Genomic DNA, 23,899 nt, shown 5'->3' on the forward strand with positions numbered 1-23,899 from the left:
AAATGAACATAAATTTCCAGTTTATAATAAAAAATAGATATCCTTTCAAGGGAACAATCCACTTTTTTACTTTGTACTTATTCACAACATTGATATAATGATTAAAAATGCAGTTATCATTATATCACCTGAGGGGGCTTTTACAATGACATTAAATAAAGCACTTACAATTGCTGGTTCTGACACAAGCGGTGGTGCCGGAATGCAAGCGGATTTAAAAACATTCCAAGAACTTGGTGTATACGGAATGACATCTCTTACAACAATCGTAACAATGGATCCACACAATGGCTGGGCACATAACGTATTTCCTATCCCTGTTTCTACATTAAAACCACAATTAGAAACAACAATTGAAGGTGTCGGTGTAGATGCATTAAAAACAGGTATGCTTGGATCAGTAGAGATTATCGAAATGGTTGCTGAAACAATCGAAAAACATAATCTAAAAAACGTTGTCGTAGATCCAGTTATGGTTTGTAAAGGAGCAGACGAAGCTTTACATCCTGAAACAAATGACTGCTTACGTGATGTTCTTGTACCAAAAGCATTAATTGTAACACCAAATTTATTTGAAGCATATCAATTAAGCGGTGTAAAAATTACTTCTCTTGCAGACATGAAAGAAGCAGCGAAAAAAATTCATGCTTTAGGTGCAAAATATGTACTGATTAAAGGTGGTAGCAAATTAGGTACAGAAACAGCAATTGATGTATTATATGATGGTGAAACATTTGAACTTTTAGAATCAGAAAAAATTGATACAACAAATACACATGGTGCAGGTTGCACATACTCAGCAGCCATTACAGCTGAACTTGCAAAAGGTAAATCTGTAAAAGAAGCTGTAAAAGTTGCGAAGGAATTTATTACTGCGGCGATTCGTCATTCGTTTAAAATCAACGAATATGTAGGCCCAACACATCACGGTGCATATCGTAAATTTGCCGGAAAAGAACTTGTATAACGACGCAAAAATAAAGCTATCAAACGGTAGCTTTATTTTTTTCTGTTCCACGTGAAACGTAAACCGAAAAAAAGAGCGAAACCTGAACTGCACCCCAATTGTTAGACACAGTCTAACAATTGGGGTGCAGTTTTTCTATGGTTAAATTTACAGCTGATGAAAAAATACACATCGTTCTACGTTATTTGAACGGAAATGAAAGTTACCGAGAAATTGGTAAAGCGATTGGTATAAGAGACACCGTAATTTTGAATTGGGTAAACCAATATAAACAAAATGGTGTGGAAGCTTTTCTAAAACGGTATACAAATTACACGCAACAATTTAAACTAGACGTACGAAACTTTATGATTGAAAACGGTATGTCCTTATTTGAGACGGCAGCTATCTTCAACATTCCTGCCCCTTCAACGATTTCTGTTTGGAAAAAACAACTCGAAACACAAGGAATTAATGCCCTTCAATCTAAGAAAAAGGGGCGTCCATCCATGAAAAAAGATTCAAATAAACAATTCAAACAAGCTTTAGCTGAAGGGTCAGTCGAAGCACTTGAAGCACGTATTATGATTTAGTAAAGAAAATGAAGGTCGTTATGGCTACCGTCGCATTCGTGATGAGTTAACGAATCGTGGTCAGAAAGTGAATCACAAGAAGGTTCAACGTATTATGAAAGAGCTTGGATTAAAGTGTGTTGTGCGTATGAAAAAATATAAGTCTTATAAGGGGAAAGTCGGTAAAACTGCACCCAATATTTTAGCGCGCAGTTTTCATGCAGATGCACCAAATCAAAAATGGGTAACGGACATCACAGAGTTTAAATTATTTGGAGAGAAACTGTATGTATCACCTGTATTAGATTTGTATAATGGTGAGATTATTACCTATACAATTGGCTCTAGACCGACGTATTCACTTGTTTCAGAAATGTTAGAGACAGCATTAGAACGATTACCTGAAAACCACCAACTATTGATGCATTCCGATCAAGGGTGGCATTATCAAATGAAACAATATGTCCGGACACTTGAATCAAGAGGTATTGTGCAGAGTATGTCCCAAAAAGGAAACTGTTATGACAACGCAGTCATGGAGAATTTCTTCGGGATCATGAAGTCAGAATTCCTCTACATAAAAGAGTTTGAAAGTGTAGAGGAATTTAAAATAGAATTAGAAAAATATATAGATTATTATAATAAGAAACGGATAAAGGCAAAATTAAAAATGAGCCCGGTACAATACCGGACTCACTTTTATCAAGCTGCCTAATGAAATAACCGTGTCTAACTTTTAGGGGCCACTTCAAACCCCGCTCTTCTTTTTAACAACATCTTGATACTTTTCCGCCTTTTGCATTAAATCTTGCTTCTTGTGCCTCTGCAAAAAATTGTTTTCGGCATAAAATGGGATCTCCAGGATGATTTTCTTTCATATGAGTGACATATGTTTCATAACTTGGAACTCCAACAAGCAAGCTAATGAATTGTTTTCTTGCTCCCCATATGTTTCCTAATTTTTTAAGCATAATTTCTCGACTCACTTTCATCTCTTGGAATATATGGTGCTTCTTTTAATGGTGTAGCTTTGTTTTGCAACACACGAATCCATATACGAATTGCAGAAATTAGAACTGCTATGACGACTAACATGAAAATTCCACAAAGTGCCGCATCAATATAATCGTTGAAAATGATTTGTTTCATTTGTGCGATATTTTTTGCTGGTGCTAATATTTTTCCTTCATCCAATGCACCTTGAAATACTTTTGCATGCGATAAAAATCCGATTTTAGGATTTTCATGGAACAGCTTTTGATAACCAGCTGTCATTGTTACAATTAGCAATCCGATTGTTGGGATAAGCGTTACCCAAACGTATAGCTTTTTACCCATTTTGAATAAAATAGTTGTTCCAAGTAATAAAGCAATTCCAGCTAGCATTTGGTTAGCAATACCGAAGAGTGGCCATAATGTATTAATGCCACCAAGAGGATCCACTACTCCCTGATATAAGAAGTAACCCCATCCTAATACGCATAATGTTGTGGCGGTCACATTTGCTACTGTGGAATCTGTTCTTGCAAACGGCTTATATACATGCCCTAATATATCTTGAATCATAAAACGGCCTACGCGTGTTCCTGCATCAATTGTCGTTAAAATAAATAGTGCTTCAAATAAAATGGCGAAGTGATACCAAAATGCCATCATCGCTGTACCGCCCAATATTTGTGAAAAGATATAAGCCATTCCGATTGCTAATGTTGGTGCACCACCTGTTCGAGATAATATTGTTTGTTCTCCTACATTTGTAGCCAGTTCTTTTAACTCATTTGGTGTAATCGCAAATCCCCATGATGAAATAACTTGTGCAGCCTGGGTTACATCTGTACCGATAAGAGCCGCTGGACTATTAATCGCAAAATAAGTTCCCGGTGTTAACACACATGCTGCAATCATTGCCATTGCTGCAACGAATGATTCCATTAACATTGCCCCATAACCAATTGGTTGTGCATGCCCTTCTCTTTCAATCATTTTTGGCGTAGTACCTGAAGAAACTAAAGCATGAAATCCTGATACCGCACCACAAGCAATTGTAATAAACAAAAATGGAAATAAGTTCCCTGAAAATACCGGGCCTGTTCCATCAATAAACTTTGAAACAGCAGGCATTTGTAATTGTGGTGCAACAATAACAATGCCAATTGCCAATCCAACGATTGTACCAATCTTCAAAAATGTACTTAAATAATCACGCGGTGCAAGCAGCATCCAAACGGGAAGTGCAGATGCGATAAAGCCATATACAATAAGCATGATAGCAATTGTTTCGCCACTAAACGTGAACATGCTTGCAAGGGTAGGATTTTCAGCTACATACTGTCCACCAATAAGGGCTAAAATAAGCAAAATAATTCCAATAACCGACCCTTCTCCCACTCTTCCTGGACGAATATAGCGCATATACACTCCCATTAAAATAGCAATTGGGATTGTTGCTGCAATCGTAAACATCCCCCACGGGCTTCCAATAAGCGCTTTCACAACTACTAAAGCCAATACAGCTAATAAAATAATCATAATACCTAAAATCCCAATCATTGCGATTAACCCTGTAATAGGACCAATCTCATCCTTAATCATTTCCCCTAACGACTTTCCATTTCGTCTCATTGAAGCAAACAAAATGACAAAATCTTGTACTGCTCCTGCAATAACAACCCCAACAATAATCCAAATCGTTCCTGGTAAATACCCCATCTGTGCTGCTAAAATGGGGCCTACTAGAGGACCAGCTCCTGCTATAGCTGCAAAGTGGTGACCAAATAGCACCCATTTATTCGTTGGTACATAGTCTTTTCCATCATTCAATGTCTCAGCAGGTGTTTGCCGATTATGATCTAGTTCAAATACTTTTCTCGCTATAAATCTACTATAAAATCGATATGCAACGGCATATACTGAAACTGCAGCAACTAATAACCAAATGGCATTAATCGTTTCCCCCTGTGATAGAGCAATCACTCCAAATCCGGTAGCTCCTAATACTGAGATTATCCCCCAAAGCAAAATTGATTTGAATGCCTTCACATACAATCCCCCCAATATAACTTCTTAGTGGAGATTGTACTAAATTTTCTGAATATTTAATTTGAATCCTCCTTATCATGAAGGATTCTTATGTTATCATGTTCATATTCTCTCACAACTTGTTACAATTCAATTTTATTTCGAAGTCGTTTTACATAGTTTCGACTAACAGGAATCGGCCGTTCATCATACTTTTCCAAATAAAGATTATACGTTCCATTATAATAAGGTTTTAGTTCCCGTACATATATAACATTAATTAAATAACTCTTATGAACGCGTAAGAAATCATATGTACTCAATTTATTTTCTAACTCTTGAAGTGTATATGTTGAAATATAATGATTATTTGTTGTATAAATAGAAACTGTTTTATTTTCTTTATTCTTACTTACATATACGATATCCTCGGGAAAAATGTACGTAATGCCTTCATGACTTTCAATTGGCAGCTTTCGTAAATAACTTCTCGTTTTCTTTCCAATTTCTTGCTCCATTCTGTGCGCTAAAAATAATACATCATCTTGATGAAATGGTCGCAGCAAATAATAAAATGCTCGAAAACGAAAAGCCATAACAGCTCCCTCAACATTCTCCCCTATAAATACAAATTTTATATTGCAATTTTGCTCTCGCAACAAGTTGGAAAACTCAAATCCTGTTCCGTCTCTTAGCTGCGTATCTAAAAAAACGAAATCTGGAGCATGCTTTTTTGCGATATGTAAAGACTCCGTTCCAGTGATCGCTTCCAGACATTCTACATTTCGTATATTTTCTGTAAATAATTCAATTAATCTATTGCGTCTTTCTACCTCGTCCATAATAAATAAAATTTTCATTTGCCCAACCACCTAATTGTTTTGTCCATGTGTCTTGTTTTATACATTCGCTTTCATTGGAAATAAACCCTTTTTTAAGCTTTATTTTCTACTTACCATTATTCCGCATAAAAATAGAAAAAAGGAAGTCACCCCAACTTCCTTTTTTCTTATACTAATTCTTGCTGCTTCGTTTCTTTTCCAAGTACGATTACCGAAAGTACTCCAATTAAAATAGAAGCACAAAAGATTGTAAAAATGAATGAAAGGGACGTTTGCGAAGCAACTAAATATCCTACTACAAGTGGACCTAAAATCCCTCCAATACGACCAAATGCAGCAGCCATGCCTGCTCCTGTTCCACGAATCACTGTCGGATATTGCTCAGGCGTATATGCATACAAGGCACCCCAAGCCCCTAAGTTAAAGAAAGATAGAAACATACCTGCTACCACTAATATAGTTACAGAATCTGCAATACCAAATATATAAGCACTACAAGCTGTACCAATTAAATATGTGATCAGTACAAACTTCCGACCCACACGTTCAATAAACCAAGCGGCTGTAAAATATCCAGGTAGTTGTGCTAGCGTCATGATCAATACATATTCAAAACTTTTTATTAAGCTAAATCCCTTTAATACCATTACGCTTGGTAGCCAAAGAAACATACCGTAGTAAGAAAAAACAACACAGAACCATAAAACCCATAGCATAACAGTAGCTTTCCGATACTCTTTCGACCAAACAGCCTTTATATTGGTCATAACAGATTGTCTCTTTTCTACTTTTTCAAACTTAGGTGAGTCTGGCAACCTCCATCTTAAATACAGAGCATAGATGGCTGGCACTGCACTTAAAACCATCGCTACTTCCCAACCATATTTCGGAATGACAAAATATGAAATAAGAGCAGCAATTAACCATCCTCCTGCCCAAAAACTTTCAAGCAAAACGACAATTCTTCCGCGTTCATGCGCCTCTACGCTTTCAGATACAAGTGTAGAAGCAACCGGGAGTTCCCCGCCAAGCCCCATACCAATTAAAAAACGTAAAATAAGAAATGCACTTATTGTTGTTGTTAAAGCCGTCAAACCACTACCGATCGAAAAAAGTAATAATGTGATAACAAAGACCGATTTTCGTCCCCTTTTATCTGCCATTATTCCAAATAAAAAGGCTCCTACTGCCATACCGATAGAGTTTATGCTACCAATCCAACCTATCTCCTGGCTTGTTAATCCCCACTCTTTTTGTAAAGCTACAATGACAAATGAAAGCATTCCGACATCCATTGCGTCAAATAGCCATCCAAGCCCCGCTATTCCGAGAAGCTTTCGCTTTGAAATTTCTTTTACCTTCCCCACTAGAAGTCCTCCTAACACAGGTGTCTTTACACATAATTTTACACATGTGTAATACATAAGTAAAACAAATTTATCCCGCTATTTTAGCGGTAGTAAGGCTCCACTCAAACATTCAAGTGAAAACAAAGAAGTAAGCGAGAGTATAGTTGTCTGTAAAGGTTTGATTCATGAATATGGAGAGGGCCTACTCATTAACGTTTCACTTTATCATTCCCCTAGACTTATACTTTCATTACTTTCGTAGATAAACGTCATAAATGGATGGTGATTGACTCTGCCATGTTCATATGTATAAAAAAAAGCAGCGAGACTTCGCTACTTTTTCGAACGCATTACTTCTTTTAAAAACTCTGCCAACACAAGCTGACGGCGCCAACGAGTTGGGTTACTACATAAACGATAGAACCACTCTAAGTGAATAGCTTGAATCCATTTTGGTGCACGCTTTACCTCACCAGCCCAAACATCAAAACTTCCACCTACACCGACTGCCATCTTTGCTTGTAAGCGATTTTTATTATTTTGAATGAAATTTTCTTGTCTTGGGAACCCAAGTGCAACGAGTAATAGATCTGGTTTCGTTTCTTGAATATGAGAAACAATATTCTCTTCTTCTTCAGGCTTAAAGTATCCATCCTGCAAACCAACGATGTTTATGGCCGAATATGTTTTCTTTAAGTGATCTGCAGCCCCTTTCACAACATGCGGCTTTGCACCTAATAAGAACACGGATACAGATTTATTTTCTTTTGAAAGTTCTCCGAATAAATGATTCATTAAGTCAAAGCCTGCTACCCGTTCTTGAAGTGGTGTCCCTAACATAGCGCTTGCTTTTACAACACCAATGCCATCTGGGGTAATTACATCTGCTTGTAAAAGTGTTTTTTGGAAACTTGAATCTTTTTTTGCACACATAACAATTTCAGGATTTGCTGTTACAACTTGAAATGTATGATCTTGTCCAACTTCCAGCTGTTTCATAAGATATTGTACAGTTTCTTCCATCGTCATTGTAGAGAAAGGAACACCTAAAATATCAACTGTTTGTACTGCCATAATTACAATCCTCTCTATTATTCAAGGTTATTTCGCTATTAATTGTTTATATGTTTCTTGCGTATCTTCATATAACTTGTGCAGTGAGAAATTTGCTACAGCATGCTCGTAAATCCGTTTTCCCATTACAGCAAGTTCACCTGTTTTCCATTTTTCATACGCTTGTTCTAAAGCATTAGCTAAAGCTTTCCCATCACCTACTGGAACAACCCATCCATATGTGTTATCTACGATTAACGGTTCAATTTCACCAGCTTTCGTTACAATAGATGGTACACGTTGATTTGCTGCTTCTAATAGAACTAACGGAAACCCTTCACTGTGAGATGTTAATAAGTTAATATGGGCCGATGCAAATAACTGTTTCACATCTTGACGATGTCCTAAAAATTGGACCTTATCTTCAATTCCTTTTTCTTTCGCTAAAGCCTTTAAGTCTTCCTCTAATGGACCATCGCCTACTAATAACACCTTAATTTTAGACAATGAAGTCTGATTTAATGCATCAAATAATACTTCATGTCCTTTAACTGGATGGAGCCGCGCAACTTGAATAGCCGTAAACACATCTTCTTCAATATGAAACTTTTCTTTCTTATCGTAACCTTGCGCTTTTTCCTTATCATATTCAATTCCATTATAAATAACACGCATCTTTTCACTAGAAATCCCCAATTGTTCCAAACTCTTTTTCAAGCGATTTGTTACAACAAAGAATAAATCTATATCTTTTAAAGCCTTTAAGTTTAATTTCGTAAAAATCCATCCTTTTAAACCTTGCTTTGTAAAGTCTTGAAACGGATCACTATGAATTGTTGTCACCCATTTTGCAGCAATCCTTTTTTTCATAAGAGAAACGTAAAAGTTTGCTCTAGGACCGTGTGTATGGACAACATCAAATTGTTCCTCATTAATGAATCTACTTATATTTTTTAAAATAGATAAATCGTAGCGAGATTTCTGTGAGAACACATGAACTTTGATCCCTAGCTCCCTTGCTTCCCTCGCAACAATTCCGTCTTCAAATACTGCCAGTTCTACTTCATCGGTTGGGAACTGATCGAGAAGTGAAATAATATGTGTCTTTCCTCCCCCGTCTTCTGCTCCTGCATTCATATGCAATATCCTCATTCTTTTTTCCTCCTTTAAATCCTCGCCACATTTCCATCTACCTTTTATTTTACTGTACTAAAAAATAAAAGCTAACAAAAGTTAGCTTTTATTTTTATCATTCAATTTCTAAATCTACAATGAGGTAAGCTAACACCACTATAAAGTAAATTCCAACCCCTGGTGCTGTCAAAATATGTCCCGCAATATATGCAATACCTAAAGCTAAAGCTAAACTCGTTGCAAGCATTCCATATTTTATATTAACGATGTCTTTAAATCTTGTAATCATACGGAATAAGATTCTGAATCCATAGTAAATGAATGGGATCATCATTAACAAAAAGCCAATGATTCCAAAATCATAAAACCAATCATGAAAGTCCATTTCAATTAACTTTGGATCTGGTTGTTTTTGTTCGTTGTATTTAAAATTACCTGCGTAACCCATTCCTAATAACTTTTGTGACATTGGGGCTTCTGTAAAGAATTGCTGATGTCTTTCCGCATATACTTGACGTCCACTGAATATGAGGTTCTCTTGATTTTCCTTTTGCTGCTCTTTCTGAAGTTCCTTTTTAACTTCTTCTTCAACTTTCTCTTTTTCTTCTGCTTTTTCCTTGTTATGTTTCTGTTCTTTTAATTTTTCTTTAATTTCTTTTTCCTTTTGTTCTTGTTGTGCCGCATTTTGTTCTGCTAAATAGGTATTATGAATACCCATGTTTTGTGCTAAAGGTGTCTTCTTAAACGTTCCAATCACACCTGCTAATAGAACAATAGCAATGATACTATTAAGTAATAATGCCTTTTTGTTTGGATTTCTTCTATCAAATAATACTTGAAGGAGAAGAATGATAATAGCTGCTGCCAATGTTGCACCAATTGAGCCCATACCTACTTTTGTACCAACTTGAATTAAAGAATAAATCATCAATAGAGACGGAATCCAGTATAAAATACTCGTAATCCCTTTTGTCTTCTGAACAGAGTATAATACTACAATCGGGAAGATGATAGCCAAAATAGATCCTAACTCATTTCCAGCATAAAACCATCCACGAGAGCCAACTTTCATCCATTGATAACTACCAAAGTCTGTAGATGTTGCAATAGAAACAACCATAACAATATTGATAATTAATGTAGAATACGTAATATTATTTCTAACTTTTTCACCAATATTTGTGATTTTCTTCAATGATTTTAAGGCTAAAATGTATGAAGACAGCATAATATATATATACAATGCTTTTGCGAAGAATTTAACTTCCTCACCCATTATAATTGGATTCTTATTTAGCTTATTATTTATAAAACCTAGGCATAATACTAAACCTAGTACTACTAGATAAATCAAAAACTTCCTATTCTCTTTTTCTTTTGCCTGCAATAAAATATAAATACCACAAACAGCCATAACAAGAAATCTTGCCATTACCCCGAATGTTGTATTTATTTTTAATACGATAATACTAAGCGAAGTTAATAAATCTAAAACAGGTTGTAAAATAATAAAAAAGAGCAAAAATTGCTCAAACCTAATCCTAGTTTGATTTGTCAACATTCTTAGACCTCCATAAAAAATCATTACATTATCATGTAGACGTTATTTATTCCATTTAAATATACCTAGCAATTATAACATAACTCATATTTAAATTGAGAAATATTTTTATCCTAGCTCCAGTCCCTGCTTCTCTCCATTAGGATAAAAAACCTCCTTCCTTCTTCTTGTAATAACAATAAATACTATCGATATACTACTAATTTCCATTTTTAACTATAATATAAAATAAGTTCTATGCAAAATCTATTTATTTATATTTTTTGAAATACATCTACTTAAAATACCTATAAAACTATTCATTTTATGTCATATTACCTTCAACTATCCATCCATTCCCCTTCCAAGATTTATCCTCTTTTTATGACATTTTCAAACGCTTTCTTTATGTATTTCATACGTTTTTTGACATGTAACGAAAAGTAATTGTTATTTCGATAACTTTAGTGTATATTTTTTCTCTGGAACATCTTTAGGAGGAAGGGATTAGAGCCATGTTATTAATCGATATCTTTACGTTTCTTGGTATTATTGCCGCTGCTATTTCTGGTACATTAGTTGGTTTAAAGAAAGATCTAGATTTTTTTGGTGTCCTTTGTTTAGCTGTAGCTACTGCACTTGGTGGCGGAATTATCCGTGATATTTTGATTGGTAACCTACCTCCCGTTGCATTTATAAAACCAATTTACTTTTTTGTTAGTGTATTATCTGCACTCTTTACTTGTATGTTTTTCGAGCGTATTAACAAATTACAAGTTGTGATTATGCTTTCTGATGCGGTTGGCTTAGGCGTTTTCACTGCAATCGGCGCTAATGCGGCAATGTTACATCATGTTGATGCTTCCTTTTTAGTTGTGTCAATGGGTGTGATTACAGGTATTGGCGGAGGAATTATGCGTGATATTTGTGCGCAAGATATCCCTTATGTATTTCGCAAAGAAATTTACGCCATTGCTTCCATTCTCGGTGCAATTAGCTTCCTGATTACATATGGGCTAGGTGCACACGTATTAGCTTTCTATGTTTGTTTACTCGTAACATTCATCATACGCGTAGTCACAGTTATATATAATGTACATTTCCCCGTTTTCTTTAAAACGCATGCGAAAATAACTAAAGGTCAGTAAGAGAATTTCAAAAGAAGTTCTCTTATTCTGTTATGTTCAATATTAATATAGAGTAATATTGAAGAAATGGTTATAATTAGAAAAGGACGTAAAAAGAAAACGCTTTATATAACAGGGGGAAAGAGCAATGTTTGGGGCTTTCAAGAAAAAGGATGCACATAGCAGTACAAGTATTATCGAATTAAGTCAACAACAGAAAATAACCTTCAATGTTACAAATCCTGAATTAAAGATGCAGATGGATATGCTTCATATTACGAAAGAAGACCTACAAGTTGTGAAAGTATTACAACCATTTATTTACGAGCAACTAGAATGGATAACAGATAAATTTTATAGCAATATTACAAAGCAGCCACACTTAATCGAAATCATTGAACGCTATAGTTCCGTAACAAAATTAAAGCAAACTTTAATGCAACATATTAAGGAATTATTTAGTGGCAATATCGATGAAGAGTTTATTGAACGCCGTATTCGAATTGCTAAAAAACATGTCAAAATTGGCTTACATAGAAAATGGTATACAGCTGCTTATCAAGAACTATTCCGTTCCGTCATGAAAATTTTAAAAGAAAACATTTCAACGATAGATGATTTCTCTTATTCTCTAAATGTAATAAATAAATTGTTCACACTCGAACAAGAACTTGTTATTGCAGCCTATGAATCAGAATATGAAAATATTCAAAAAGAACATGAGAAAGAAAAAGAAATTACAGCAATGACGATTAAACATATTGCTATGGAGCTCGCAGCAATTTCCGAAAAAAATAGTGCCTCTATTCATCAATTAACGACACAATCGGAAAAGATTGTTGAAATCGCCAAAACAGGTACAGAGTTAGCCATAACTTCTGAAGAAAAAGCAAATAAAGGAAAAAATCAACTAGGCACTCAAAATAAGCGAATGGAAAGCATTCAATCTAATATGGAAACAATTATTACAGACACAAGGGAACTTCTTGATATTTCTAAAAAAATCAATGAAATTATTGATATTGTAAAATCAATTGCTGAACAAACAAACTTACTTGCATTAAATGCCGCCATTGAATCTGCACGTGCGGGAGAGTTTGGCAAAGGATTTGCGGTTGTGGCAGATGAAATTCGCAAATTATCTGAACAAACGAAGGAATCTATCGCAAATGTTACAAAGCTAGTTGAAAAAACAAATACGCAAATCATACATGTTTCCTCATCTGTGGAACAAATTAGCTCCCTTGTAACTGAGGGAACAGGTAGTATGCATGAAACGGACCATTATTTCCAAGAAATTGTTAATGATATGTCAAATTCAAAAGAACAAAACCAAAAAATTGAAAATGAACTAAAAGTTATATCTCAAGTGATGAAGAGGATCCAAGACGATTCTTCGCAAATGGCTTTAACCGCAGAGAACTTGCAAATGGAATTAACTAGATAATATCAGTTGAAGTTCTCCTTCTTACTGATAAAAAAATGTAATTCCGCCTACTCCAAATCTTAAATAAGGAGTCTTACCGCCCGAAAATAGCGAAAAAATAAAAGAATCCATTTAGGATTCTTTTATTTTTTAAAAAAGATTTTTTGACAATAGAAATAACTCATATAAACCCCGAGGCTTTGTACAATAAATAACCCAGGTAGTATTAAATTTTCATATACGGTATTAGAATGAAAAATTTTCATACCAATATATCCAACAATAAGCAATATAAATAGCATGTATCCTTCAGTTTGCTGCTTTCTAATCATCAAATGCAGCAGAGCAATTGCTGTAAATAAGGTAATAACGATATATGTAAGTTTCTCATACTTAAACAGTACAAAATTCATTCCTTCACTTGATAATTGATCTATGCTTGGCTTTAGAAAAGCATACCGCTCAACCTCTATCTCATTCAGCTGTTGATCTATATGTTCCTTTATATTTGAACTTTTCATTTCCTGCTGGTGATTGTTATGATCTCCGATTAAGACTGATTGTACATATGCCTCATTAGAGATTGTATATTGAGGCATTCCTATCGTTTGCATCCAATAGCTGATTCCAAAGTGCATCACATAAAACATAACAACTATCCCTATCATTTTTAGAAGCACACCTTGTTTTGGTGATGCTTGAAACATTTCTACTAACATGACATATACGAGTACAACGATTATTAAAAATATACCTACAGGGTGAATCATATTACTGAATGCTAATAAAATTGCAACAAAGACCCACATATAAGAATGACTTAAACCTTTATGTAAAAGAATATAACAAGCAAAATAAAATAAACATGTTGCTAACGGTTCAGCTGTTAATAAAGCACTCGTAAGAATGTTTGGGATATAGAAAGCATACACAACTGCCGCGATACGTCCGCACTCTTCTTGAAATACGATAGATGCTATTCGATAAATGAAAAATGCAGTTCCGGTACAAAATAAAATATTGCATAATTGTAAAACGAATATTGTATCCCCAAATATACGAATTAATAGTGATTGGTAAATAATAAAAGGCAATTGTGCAACAGCACCAATACTATTTCCAAGCGCAACTTGTTTTGCAGACTCATACATCGATTTCATATCGCCTATAAGCGGGGCGTCTCCAAATAGAACGAATCCAAGCCTAACAAGGATCGTTATGCTAATGAGAAAAATAAGAAATTGTTGATGTGTAAAACGATATTGCAAAATAGATGCAATTAATAAAAGAAGTATAACAAATATAATAAATACAATAATCATACTCGTTGTACTTCCACCCAAAAATTGCTTTGCTACTTCAAAAGATGACCACCAAGAATAACCATAAAACACGAGCAGTAACCCAATAATCATTTTGCTAAAAAAAGATGAAAAACCTGTTTGGATTTGATTCATATGTCCATAGCACCTCTATTTCCATTTATGACAAAACGATTCTATCATGAATGAGCACATAGCTGATAGGGAATTTATATAACAAATAAGGAGTTCATCATTTTTTACTTGCAATGTAAGCGAAACCTCTTTTACACTACAATCTATATAAAAATAAATTTTCTTTCAGTTACATGCATACAAATACGAAAGTGTTAATCTTCCTTTCCTATCATATTTTACTTATTTATAACGGAAGTAAAATCCGACAAATATTACATTCCTTTTATACTAAAAAACATGTCACTCTGATTGAAAACAGAAAATAGGAGTTGTTTATATGGAAAAAAAATTTATGCGGGAATCAAAAGCAATTAAAACAACAAGAGTTTTTCCAAATGACTTAAACAATCATCAAACTTTATTTGGCGGAAAATTATTAGCAGAAATTGATAGCGTTGCTTCTATTGCAGCAGCTAGACATAGCCGTAAGCATTGTGTAACAGCCTCTATTGATTCTGTCGATTTCTTAACACCTATTCATCAAGCTGATTCTGTTTGTTATGAAGCGTTTGTATGTTACACAGGGAAATCTTCCATGGAAGTATTCGTAAAGGTCGTTGCAGAAAATTTATTATCTGGTGAACGTCGTATTGCTGCCACTTGTTTCATCACATTCGTTGCACTAAAAGACGGCAAACCATCCTCTGTGCCACAAGTACTTCCGGAAACTGATGAAGAACATTGGCTCTATACAACTGGTGCAGAGCGTGCAGAAAATCGTAAAAAAGGGCGTTTGAAAAGTAAAGAAATGGCTGAAGTATTAACTTTAAATAAACCGTGGAATATATAATTTCTCGTACATGCAAAGATGATTCCTTTTCTTTGCATGTATTTTTTTATTTCAATAAAGTGATAATACATGAAATCAAGATTGATGAAGTAGAATTTTCTTTATCCTAAGGCTTTATATCTCTCCACCCATTTAACTTCTTTACTTTCACAGAATGTTGAAGTGAAGTCTTACCAGCTAAAAATAACAGAAAATATTTCCTTTTCTTTACAAATCCCACTTCAGCTTGTCCTTTATTTTGGTATACTATTAATGGTATATTAGATAAAGTGCATTTAAAAAGAACTATACTATATTAAATATACAAGGGATGGTGCGATAATGTCTGTTGAGGTGCCAATTTCAATACCAAAAACATTGATTATTATTCCTGCTTATAACGAGGAAGAAGCAATCGCTGATACGTTAACTAGACTTTTAAAATTAAAACAACATTTTTCACAACTAAGTATTTGTGTCATAAATGATGGTTCAAAAGATAAAACATCTGATATCGTAAAAAATTTTCCTGTACATCTTGTAAATTTACCATACAACTTAGGGATTGGATCTGCTGTACAAACTGGTTACAAATATGCTTATGAAAATGGATATGACATTGCCATTCAATTCGACGCCGATGGGCAACATAATCCTGATGATTTATACAAAATTATCAAACCAATTGCTGAAGATGAATGTGATATGGTGTTAGGTTCTCGCTTTACAGAAAAAACAGCCTATAAAGGTAGTATTTCACGAAGAATTGGTATTTTCTATTTCACTGCCTTATTAAAACTATTAACAAAACAAACATTTATGGATCCAACTTCTGGATACCGTGCTATTAATCGTGAAGTAATTAAAATTTTTGCACATAATTATCCAAAAGATTATCCAGAACCCGAAGTTCTGATTCACTTAAAAAAGAAAAAACTTCGCATTAACGAAATATCTGTCAATATGCAAGAAAGACAAGGTGGACAATCTTCTATTACACCTCTTAAATCCGCATATTACATGATTAAAGTAAGTCTAGCTATCTTAATGCAAAAAATCGTGAAAGGTTGATAATGAATGCCTATAGTTACCTTTTCATTTATCTTTATTCTATTATTATTTTTTCTAATTATTAATTCTATCCGTCAGGGAACTTTGGAAACGAAGTACTCTATTTTATGGATTTTTGTTTGTATCTCTATGGCTATTTTAAGCTCTACAGATAAGATTATAAATTGGATTGGCCAGTTGTTAAAAGTGGAGTATCCTCCATCTGTCTTATTTCTATTTGGTCTTTTATTCTGTTTTGTGTTAATTTTTGACTTAACGCGAAAGATTTCTAAATTTCATCATCAACTTGTCACATTAACGCAAGATTACGCATTATTAAAACAACAATTAGAGCATAAAGAACAACAATTAAAAAGCCAAGAACAACAATTATCTCGCTTAAACGAACAATAAACAATTTATTTCCAAATTTAAATAACCCCCTTCTATTTCCATCAAATAGAAGGGGGTTTTATTAACCTTTCACAACGGACTCTTTCTTTAAAAAGAGTTTGCTCACTTTCATTATAGCTACTGTAATTCCTATTCCTATTATAATAAATAAAAATGGCATTAACGGTAGCGCGTAACGTTCATAGGCAACATATAAAGACGTAAAGTATGTTTGAAAAAGAAGAAGACCCCATAAAAATATATACTCTCTCCATTTTCTCCAACATAATACGAATGAAAGAATTGTACAAATGAAAAATAATTGTTTAATAGATTCAAAAAATCCTTTCATATCTTCCCCTGAAATATCAAATATCTTTATATTATGACCTGGATAATAATAAGGCTTTTCCCACAGAATTTTTGGTTTTAAAACAAGATAACTTCTTAGCATAGATTCTTTATCTGTACGCCACCATTCCTTCATGCGATCCACTGCAATCTCTTTTTCCATTTGCATCAGTTCATGCGCCTCAATATGAGGATATTTCTCATGTAATTCCGCTTCAATTTCATCCATACCCTTTTCTTTTGGATACCCTTCTCCTTGATAAGTTCCAAGTAATAAAGGATTTCCTGCTCCAGCAGTTAAAGGAATAAATTGATGAAATTGAATATAATTGCGAACCCACCAAGGACCAAGGATGATACATAATAATACGAAACTAACGATCGCTTGCTTCATTATAATACGAAATGGATAGCGCTTTATTAAAAGGTAAACAAAGAGTAAAATCGGATATAATGCGATTTGCACCCGAAAATACAAAGCTAAAAAATAAAAGAGTAATACAATTAAAAGGTCTTTCATCGCGTGAGTATTGGCTAATTTTAAACTCCAATATAATAAACCAAGTGAAAAAAATAAAAATGGTCCCTCTGTTAATGTTAAATTTTCCACTACTACCTCTGGAGGATAACAAGCTAATAGAAACGCAGCTATGAATCCCGATACTGGATTTAAGATGTACGTAGCAATTTTATAAGTCATATAAATGCTAGCTACACCAAAAAGCATCATTATTAATTTAGCTATAAATAGTCCACTATCCCCACTACCAAAAAAATAAAATATAGAGGCTAATAACATCGATTGCCCCGGCATAATATGAATCGTTGGTTTAGCTGGGTCATGATATGTTAGCATACCAGTATCCAATAAAACCTTTGCACTATTTTGATAGCCTATATCATCACTAGCAATTGTTAAGTCTACACCATACGTTGTTAAGGTCAAAAAGCGAAACAAAAATCCTACAAACAAAATCATACTCAAAAGAGCCCATTTTACCTTTTGATTCGGTTGTTCTAACATCGAAGTTCCTCCCTTTGGTTACATACATATCTTTGTTACAAAATCACAAATTACATTTCCGCCCAAATTATTACCATTATATAACATTCAATCTTTTAAACAAGGTATAATAATTAGAAAGTTGATTTACAAAGTTTATATGCGGTAAACTTATACAGATGTTCTTGTAATCTTCTTCCTTTATAAAAGGCTTGTATATATGATACAAAACATAAAAAACTAGAGGAGATAAAACGCTATGACGGAACAAAAACAACTCGTTTCTGTTGTAATCCCGCTATATAATGCGGAAAAGTATATCGAAGAAACGATGCAATCTATACTAAATCAAACGTATCAAAACATTGAAATTGTAATTGTAGATGATGGTAGTAAAGATCAATCACCTATAATTGTAAAAGAACTTCAGCGAAAACATCCAGAGAAAGTTCGCTATGTCCATCAGGAAAATCAAGGTGTATCAGTTGCTCGTAATACAGGAATTGAGCACGCTAATGGTGAATATGTTGCTTTTCTTGATAGCGATGATTTATGGCATCCAAATAAAATAGAAAAACAAGTACAAAGTATGCATATAAACAATATGAATGCTTGTTATTGCGGCTATATGAACTTCTATGAAGAAACAGGTGAGAAGGTAGCGCATGTGACCAACTTTATTAAAGGTGATATGACAAAATCCTTTTTAACACATCAAGTTGTTGCCCAAACAAGTACGTGGATTTTTAAACGCTCTATCGTTATGGATCATGATATCCGTTTTACACCTGGCTGCAGTTGGGGAGAAGACTTAGAATTTTTATTTAAGCTCATGAGTGTTACAAACGTGTGCTATGTAGATGAATATTTAACCTATTATCGAATTTTATCAGAAGGAAATCTATCTTCTAAATATAAAGATTATGAATTAAAAACAACAAAAGAATTAGAAGTATTTCATCGAATGAATGACTGGATTCATCAAAAATCTTCAGATTTGATAACAAAAGACTCTGAGGAACTAATTCAAATGATTGAGACATATCTATTCCCATATACTGTTATCAATAATGCTTGTATTTATATTAAAGAAAATACAAAGCTAGAAAAGTCACAGGTTCAATTGATTAAACAGGATATAAAGAAATATTGCCGTAAAATTTATTCTAAAAATGGAAAACGAAGCAAAAAATTATATGCAATGCTTTGGTTTGTTCGAATGAAATTTCTGTTTTCTTAAAACGGGACCATGCTACACATTCTTTCCATTTTATAAACTGGACAAATAGAATCCAAAGAATAGAAAGGTATTTGCAATGAAAACAAATAAAATCCTAAAAAATGCGTCCTATCTTTTTGTAGGAAATATTATCGTTCGGTTTGTACTTGCGATTGCAACCATTCTCTTTGCAAGATATGTTTCACCTCATGATTACGGTATGTTTACAGCTGCATTAGCTGTTTCTGCTGTCATCTGTTACTTTACAGATGCTGGTTTAACACATACTTTTATGCGTGAGGGAACAAAACAAAGCGCTAATATTAGCGAGCTTATCAGTAGTTATCTGCGCGTTCGCTTCATTTTAGCCGTTATTATTTCGATTCTCTTTGCCATTTTCGCACAATTTTTCTATGATAATGCTTATTTACGTGCAATGGTATATTTAGTTGTATTGCCAACAATGTTTGGAGCAACTTTGCAAGGCGTCGGAATGGCTTACTTCCAAGTAACAGAACGCATGCAATTTACTGCTATTATCTCTGTATTACAAGGTGTAACAGCAGCAGCAGCACTTTTACTAGGAATGAGCTTTAAGTGGTCACTTATGATGGTTGCAGCAATGTATGGAGCGTCAAGTCTTGTAACAGGACTGATTGCCTTTATAATGGTAATTCGCTATACAACGATTCATAAGGGGTGGAACTCTGGAATTTTAGATCAACTGCTCGTTTTCACAATTAATGGCATTATTATTATGCTATTACCGCAGCTTGGTCCGATTATTTTAGAAAAGGTATCAACATTAAAACAGGTTGGATTTTTCGGTGCTGCATCCAAAATTCCAGCTGTTCTCTACCAAATCCCTGGCGTCATCGCCGCAGCATTTTATCCGAAACTATTTGCTTTTGGAAATGAGAAAAATGTGGAAGAACATCGAAAGCTATCACATTTTGAATTAAAGTTGATGTCATTTTTAGGAATGGGGATTTCGATTCCATTTATTGCTGATCCAAATTTTTGGATTGTTAGCCTATTGGGCGAAGAGTATGCACCAGCTGGTAATGCCCTCGCCATTTTAGCATTTATGGTTATTTTACAATCCATTAACTATCCACTTGCTGATAATTTAACAACGATTGGTCAACAATGGAAGCGTACATTAACAATGGCAATTGGTTTAGTCGTTGCCATCATTAGCTATATTGTATTAGGTAGTAAATTTGGAATGATGGGGGCTGCCACTGCAGCTATTCTTACAGAAGTTACCTTATTAATAGGATTTACTCTATTTGTTCATAAAGGTATTGAACTTCTATTCAAAGGTATTCTCTTTAACTCCTTAGCCTTTGCTATTAGCTATTGCGCATATCGTATGATATTCGTTAATCTACCGTCATTAGTTGCTCTCATACTTACAGGCTTATTATTTGGTATGATTGGACTTGTTATTGATCCACAAATACGTAAATTAATTTTAGAATTTGTTAATAAAAAGGTACTTCGTAAAGAAACTTAAACTTCAATGTCCTTTTGTTCACCTTATGATGTGAAAAGGACATTGAAGTTTTTATTTTGTTTCGTACATATTAGCGATGTCTGACTGTCCACGAATAACAGAAAAGTCACTGTAATGATGCTTCTAACTTCTAAGTTAAATTGACTTACTTTCTGAGAATGCTTTATACTGAAATACAGATAACCATCATAAACCAATGATTATAAAATATATCTTTTCATGTAAAAACTAAAAACACACCTTTTCCATAAATGGTGTGTTTTTACATAATTTATGCCAATTAAATATGATATGAAATGACTTTGATTTAAAGGGAGGAACTTGAATTTTCATGTATTTTGAAAAAGACAATAAGACCTTTTTCCATAAAAGCACTTTTATTATCATTCCATTGTTATTATTATGTGCTTTTATTTTTCATTACTTCTTTTTAACATCAGATCAAATATTTTCTGGTTCAGGAGATGCATTATCTCAGTTCGGATTCTTTACTTTTCTCCTGCAACATGCTTTTAAAGATGGTAATTTCTTTTGGTCCTGGGATTATGGATTAGGCGGCGACTTATTTGGAGAATTCAGTTATTACTATAGTACGGCGCCATTCTTTTGGATCACATTATTGCTTCCTAAGTTAAATATTGAGCAAATCTATGATATGAAATTATATATGAGCATTTTCAAAAGTTTTTTAGCGATGCTCTTTATGTACGGTTCTTTGCGTTATCACCATAAAACAACCTTTTCATCTTTTATTTCTGCCATTATATACGGTGGATGTATTACTTTTATTCGTCACTCTTTACTTTGGGATTTTATGGCGGATGCTATCGTTTTTCTACCACTCGTATTATGGGGATTCGATCGATATATTATAGAAAGAAAAAAAGGACTATTTCTATTTGCTACCGCTTTAATGCTAGCATCTAACTTTTATTTTGCCTTTATAACAAGTATTTTCATTTACATTTATGCATTTTTTCAATACTTTACGACACAGCAAAATAAAACGATTCGATCCTTCCTAACTTACTATATTAGGATTACTTTCTTATATGGATTATCACTCGGTTTATCAGCCGTATTCTTTCTTCCATCTGTCAATGCTGTATTTAATGCTGATCGACTCACAAAGAAATTTGATATTCCTTTATTCTTTGAAGATACATTTTATAAAAATTTGCTGGAAAGTATTTTCTTCATCAATAACGCGGAATACTATCAATTAGCATTTCCTGTCTTGATTTTATTCTTAATTGTAATCGGTTTATTTATACGTGATAAATTCGTATTGAATAAAGTATTATTTACATTCTTTATGCTTATTCTGTACATGATTCCATATACTTATTCTGTTTTTAATGGTTTTTCCGCTATGCAATATCGCTGGTACTATTTATTCTCATTTATAATTGCCCAAACGGTCGCATACATTTTAGACTGGATGCTCCTTCATAAAAAAGAAAATAAATTGATGTATCTCATAAGCGCATTGTTAGCTACTGGCTTGTTCATTTACGCATTCATGAGAAAAGTAAACATCAACGATCAGCCATTAGACGAAGTCGATCATATGCTGATAAGTGTCATCGTAATTTCTATCCTTACAATATGTTTATGGCGCTATCTGTCTAAAATTTTCTTACAGTTCTTAGTGATCCTAAATGTTCTTATCAATGTAATTTTTATCAATTACATGTATTCAGAAAATGTACTAAGTAAACCCTTTGGACAGCGAAATGTTACAAAAGAATCTTTACATGCATCTGGATACGATAGTCAAGATGAAATTGCTGCTATTCGCTATATTCAAAATCATGATAAAGATTTTTACCGTATTATTAATCCGGGCAGCCTTCGTAATACACCAATGCTTCAGGAATATCATGGTGCAAGTGCTTATCATAGCCTAATCAATTATTATGTTCATGACTTTATGAAAAATAAATACAATGTTTTTCAAGGATTCGATACACCTTCTATGTTTTTCCAATTAGATAACCGACTCCTTCTTGAAAATATGTTAGGTGTGAAATATTACATATTAAGCGCAGATACCGATGCAGCTAACATTCCTTATGGCTATAAACAATTAAAGCAAGTAGGGCCATATAACATTTATAAAAATGAATATGCGTTGCCATTAGGATATGTGTATGAATCAGGGATAGATGATAAAGAGTTTTCTAAACTAAACTTTGCTGAGCGAGATCAATTATTGTTGGATGCTGTAGTCGTTGATAACATAAAAGATTTTTCATTAAAACATTTTGATACAAAAAGGCTTGATGTCAAACCAGTACCGATTAAAACCGAACAGATCCAATTCGAAAACATCGAAAACAATAACAGTATGCTTACGGTTCATGAAGATGGTCGCATAATAGTACCTATTGATCCACCTAATGTTGTAGGAGACCTTCTTGTGGAATTAAAAATTAAAAATAAAGGCTCCTTCCATGCAATTGTGAATGGAAAAGACATGAGTAAAGGAGACGATGCGGGTGCATATGCATACCCATTAGAAAGATTTGTTTATAATCTTGGAAAGAACAATCATCCAAACGAATTGACGATTTCTATTACTGATAAAATCCCTGGACCAGGTGAATATGAGTTACAAGACCTGCAAGTCAACATTGTGAATTATGAAAACATCCAAGAAAAAACTAAAAAATTAACTAAAAATAGACTCCAAAATATCTCTTATAAAAATAACTATTTAAAAGGTCAAGTTAACTCAAGTAAAGATGGATTACTCTACCTGTCTGTTCCATATAGTAAAGGTTGGACTATAAAGGTAGATGGGAAAGAGACAGAATTTACGAAAGCAAACTCTGCGTTCATAGGCGTTCCAATTCAAAAAGGATCACATGTAATTGAAATGAATTATGTTACACCTTACTTCAAATTAGGTTTGATTATATCCATTATTTCATTCATCATTTGCTCCACTTTATTATTTTTTGGACGCAAAAAGGGAAATAATGAGCTTACCTTTTTACACAACAATAAGTAAACATACATCCAGTTAGGGCTATTCCTTCTTATCAAATAAGGAATAGCCTGAATCCATAGCACTATCACAAACA

At 33.8% G+C, this 23,899-nt stretch carries 18 protein-coding genes and 2 pseudogenes; 11 read left to right on the forward strand and 9 right to left on the reverse strand.

All coding sequences use genetic code 11. The annotated features are described in order from the left end of the window. Positions 1–145: 145 nt before the first annotated feature. Positions 146–967 (forward strand): pyridoxine/pyridoxal/pyridoxamine kinase, encoded by an 822-nt coding sequence (gene pdxK / locus MR063_RS11130; protein WP_242197667.1) that lies wholly within the window; start codon positions 146–148, stop codon positions 965–967. Positions 968–1,104: 137 nt separating this feature from the next. After that, a pseudogene (locus MR063_RS11135) lies at positions 1,105–2,233 on the forward strand (IS3 family transposase). 52 nt (positions 2,234–2,285) lie between these two features. On the opposite strand, the gene MR063_RS11140 reads toward MR063_RS11135, so the two are convergent. From MR063_RS11140 to MR063_RS11170, 7 genes are all read right to left on the reverse strand, one after another. Next, a complete protein-coding gene (locus MR063_RS11140; protein WP_242145186.1) occupies positions 2,286–2,489 on the reverse strand; it encodes a YbdD/YjiX family protein in 204 nt (67 codons plus the stop codon). Continuing rightward, on the reverse strand, positions 2,482–4,557 hold the full coding sequence (locus tag MR063_RS11145; protein WP_242197670.1) for a carbon starvation CstA family protein: 2,076 nt from the start codon (positions 4,555–4,557) through the stop codon (positions 2,482–2,484). The genes MR063_RS11140 and MR063_RS11145 overlap by 8 nt, the downstream gene beginning before the upstream one ends. 122 nt (positions 4,558–4,679) lie before the next feature. Beyond that, positions 4,680–5,396 carry a LytR/AlgR family response regulator transcription factor gene (locus MR063_RS11150; RefSeq protein WP_242197672.1) on the reverse strand — a complete coding sequence of 239 codons (717 nt, stop codon included), beginning with the start codon at positions 5,394–5,396 and terminating at the stop codon, positions 4,680–4,682. 149 nt (positions 5,397–5,545) lie between these two features. Continuing rightward, positions 5,546–6,745, reverse strand: a complete 1,200-nt coding sequence (locus tag MR063_RS11155; protein ID WP_242197675.1) for an MFS transporter — start codon at positions 6,743–6,745, stop codon at positions 5,546–5,548. Positions 6,746–7,060: 315 nt separating this feature from the next. Beyond that, on the reverse strand, positions 7,061–7,801 hold the full coding sequence (locus tag MR063_RS11160; RefSeq protein ID WP_242197679.1) for a WecB/TagA/CpsF family glycosyltransferase: 741 nt from the start codon (positions 7,799–7,801) through the stop codon (positions 7,061–7,063). Between the two features lie 27 nt (positions 7,802–7,828). Then, positions 7,829–8,932 carry a glycosyltransferase gene (locus MR063_RS11165; protein ID WP_242197682.1) on the reverse strand — a complete coding sequence of 368 codons (1,104 nt, stop codon included), beginning with the start codon at positions 8,930–8,932 and terminating at the stop codon, positions 7,829–7,831. A 97-nt stretch (positions 8,933–9,029) separates the two neighbouring features. Then, positions 9,030–10,475 carry an O-antigen ligase family protein gene (locus MR063_RS11170; RefSeq protein WP_242197685.1) on the reverse strand — a complete coding sequence of 482 codons (1,446 nt, stop codon included), beginning with the start codon at positions 10,473–10,475 and terminating at the stop codon, positions 9,030–9,032. A 494-nt stretch (positions 10,476–10,969) separates the two neighbouring features. Between MR063_RS11170 and MR063_RS11175 the strand changes: the two genes are divergently transcribed. The 3 genes and pseudogenes from MR063_RS11175 to MR063_RS22150 all read left to right on the forward strand — a co-directional run bounded on the left by MR063_RS11175 (position 10,970) and on the right by MR063_RS22150 (position 13,028). Beyond that, the gene (locus MR063_RS11175) at positions 10,970–11,602 is read left to right on the forward strand and encodes a trimeric intracellular cation channel family protein (protein WP_242197688.1); all 633 of its coding nucleotides are present in this window, start codon (positions 10,970–10,972) and stop codon (positions 11,600–11,602) included. A gap of 244 nt (positions 11,603–11,846) precedes the next feature. Then, positions 11,847–12,224, forward strand: a pseudogene (locus MR063_RS22145) (protoglobin domain-containing protein); the annotation flags it as partial. After that, positions 12,222–13,028, forward strand: a complete 807-nt coding sequence (locus MR063_RS22150) for a methyl-accepting chemotaxis protein (protein ID WP_396021834.1) — start codon at positions 12,222–12,224, stop codon at positions 13,026–13,028. The pseudogene MR063_RS22145 and the gene MR063_RS22150, both read left to right, overlap by 3 nt. 122 nt (positions 13,029–13,150) lie before the next feature. On the opposite strand, the gene MR063_RS11185 is transcribed toward MR063_RS22150, so the two are convergent. Beyond that, positions 13,151–14,464, reverse strand: coding sequence for a glycosyltransferase family 39 protein (locus MR063_RS11185; RefSeq protein ID WP_242197694.1), 1,314 nt, complete (start codon positions 14,462–14,464; stop codon positions 13,151–13,153). Positions 14,465–14,783: 319 nt separating this feature from the next. Between MR063_RS11185 and MR063_RS11190 the strand changes: the two genes are divergently transcribed. The 3 genes from MR063_RS11190 to MR063_RS11200 all read left to right on the forward strand — a co-directional run bounded on the left by MR063_RS11190 (position 14,784) and on the right by MR063_RS11200 (position 16,739). Then, complete coding sequence (locus MR063_RS11190; RefSeq protein ID WP_242145112.1) at positions 14,784–15,296, forward strand: acyl-CoA thioesterase; 513 nt, start codon at positions 14,784–14,786, stop codon at positions 15,294–15,296. Positions 15,297–15,617: 321 nt separating this feature from the next. Beyond that, positions 15,618–16,346 carry a glycosyltransferase family 2 protein gene (locus MR063_RS11195; RefSeq protein ID WP_012096391.1) on the forward strand — a complete coding sequence of 243 codons (729 nt, stop codon included), beginning with the start codon at positions 15,618–15,620 and terminating at the stop codon, positions 16,344–16,346. Between the two features lie 6 nt (positions 16,347–16,352). Beyond that, entirely contained in the window at positions 16,353–16,739 is a 387-nt protein-coding gene (locus tag MR063_RS11200; protein ID WP_242145111.1) for a DUF2304 domain-containing protein, read from the forward strand. Between the two features lie 61 nt (positions 16,740–16,800). On the opposite strand, the gene MR063_RS11205 is transcribed toward MR063_RS11200, so the two are convergent. After that, complete coding sequence (locus MR063_RS11205; protein WP_242197697.1) at positions 16,801–18,093, reverse strand: ArnT family glycosyltransferase; 1,293 nt, start codon at positions 18,091–18,093, stop codon at positions 16,801–16,803. 238 nt (positions 18,094–18,331) lie between these two features. Here MR063_RS11205 and MR063_RS11210 point away from each other — a divergent pair, with 238 nt between their 5' ends. The 3 genes from MR063_RS11210 to MR063_RS11220 all read left to right on the forward strand — a co-directional run bounded on the left by MR063_RS11210 (position 18,332) and on the right by MR063_RS11220 (position 23,826). Next, the gene (locus MR063_RS11210; protein ID WP_242197700.1) at positions 18,332–19,312 is read left to right on the forward strand and encodes a glycosyltransferase family 2 protein; all 981 of its coding nucleotides are present in this window, start codon (positions 18,332–18,334) and stop codon (positions 19,310–19,312) included. Positions 19,313–19,388: 76 nt separating this feature from the next. Next, positions 19,389–20,810, forward strand: coding sequence for a flippase (locus tag MR063_RS11215; protein WP_242197704.1), 1,422 nt, complete (start codon positions 19,389–19,391; stop codon positions 20,808–20,810). A gap of 331 nt (positions 20,811–21,141) precedes the next feature. Continuing rightward, positions 21,142–23,826, forward strand: coding sequence for a YfhO family protein (locus MR063_RS11220; RefSeq protein WP_242197708.1), 2,685 nt, complete (start codon positions 21,142–21,144; stop codon positions 23,824–23,826). Positions 23,827–23,899 lie beyond the last annotated feature (73 nt).

Origin of the sequence: Bacillus cereus group sp. BfR-BA-01492, from assembly GCF_022662815.1 — a bacterium.
In the GTDB taxonomy this organism is placed as follows: Bacteria; Bacillota; Bacilli; order Bacillales; family Bacillaceae_G; genus Bacillus_A; species Bacillus_A cereus_BD.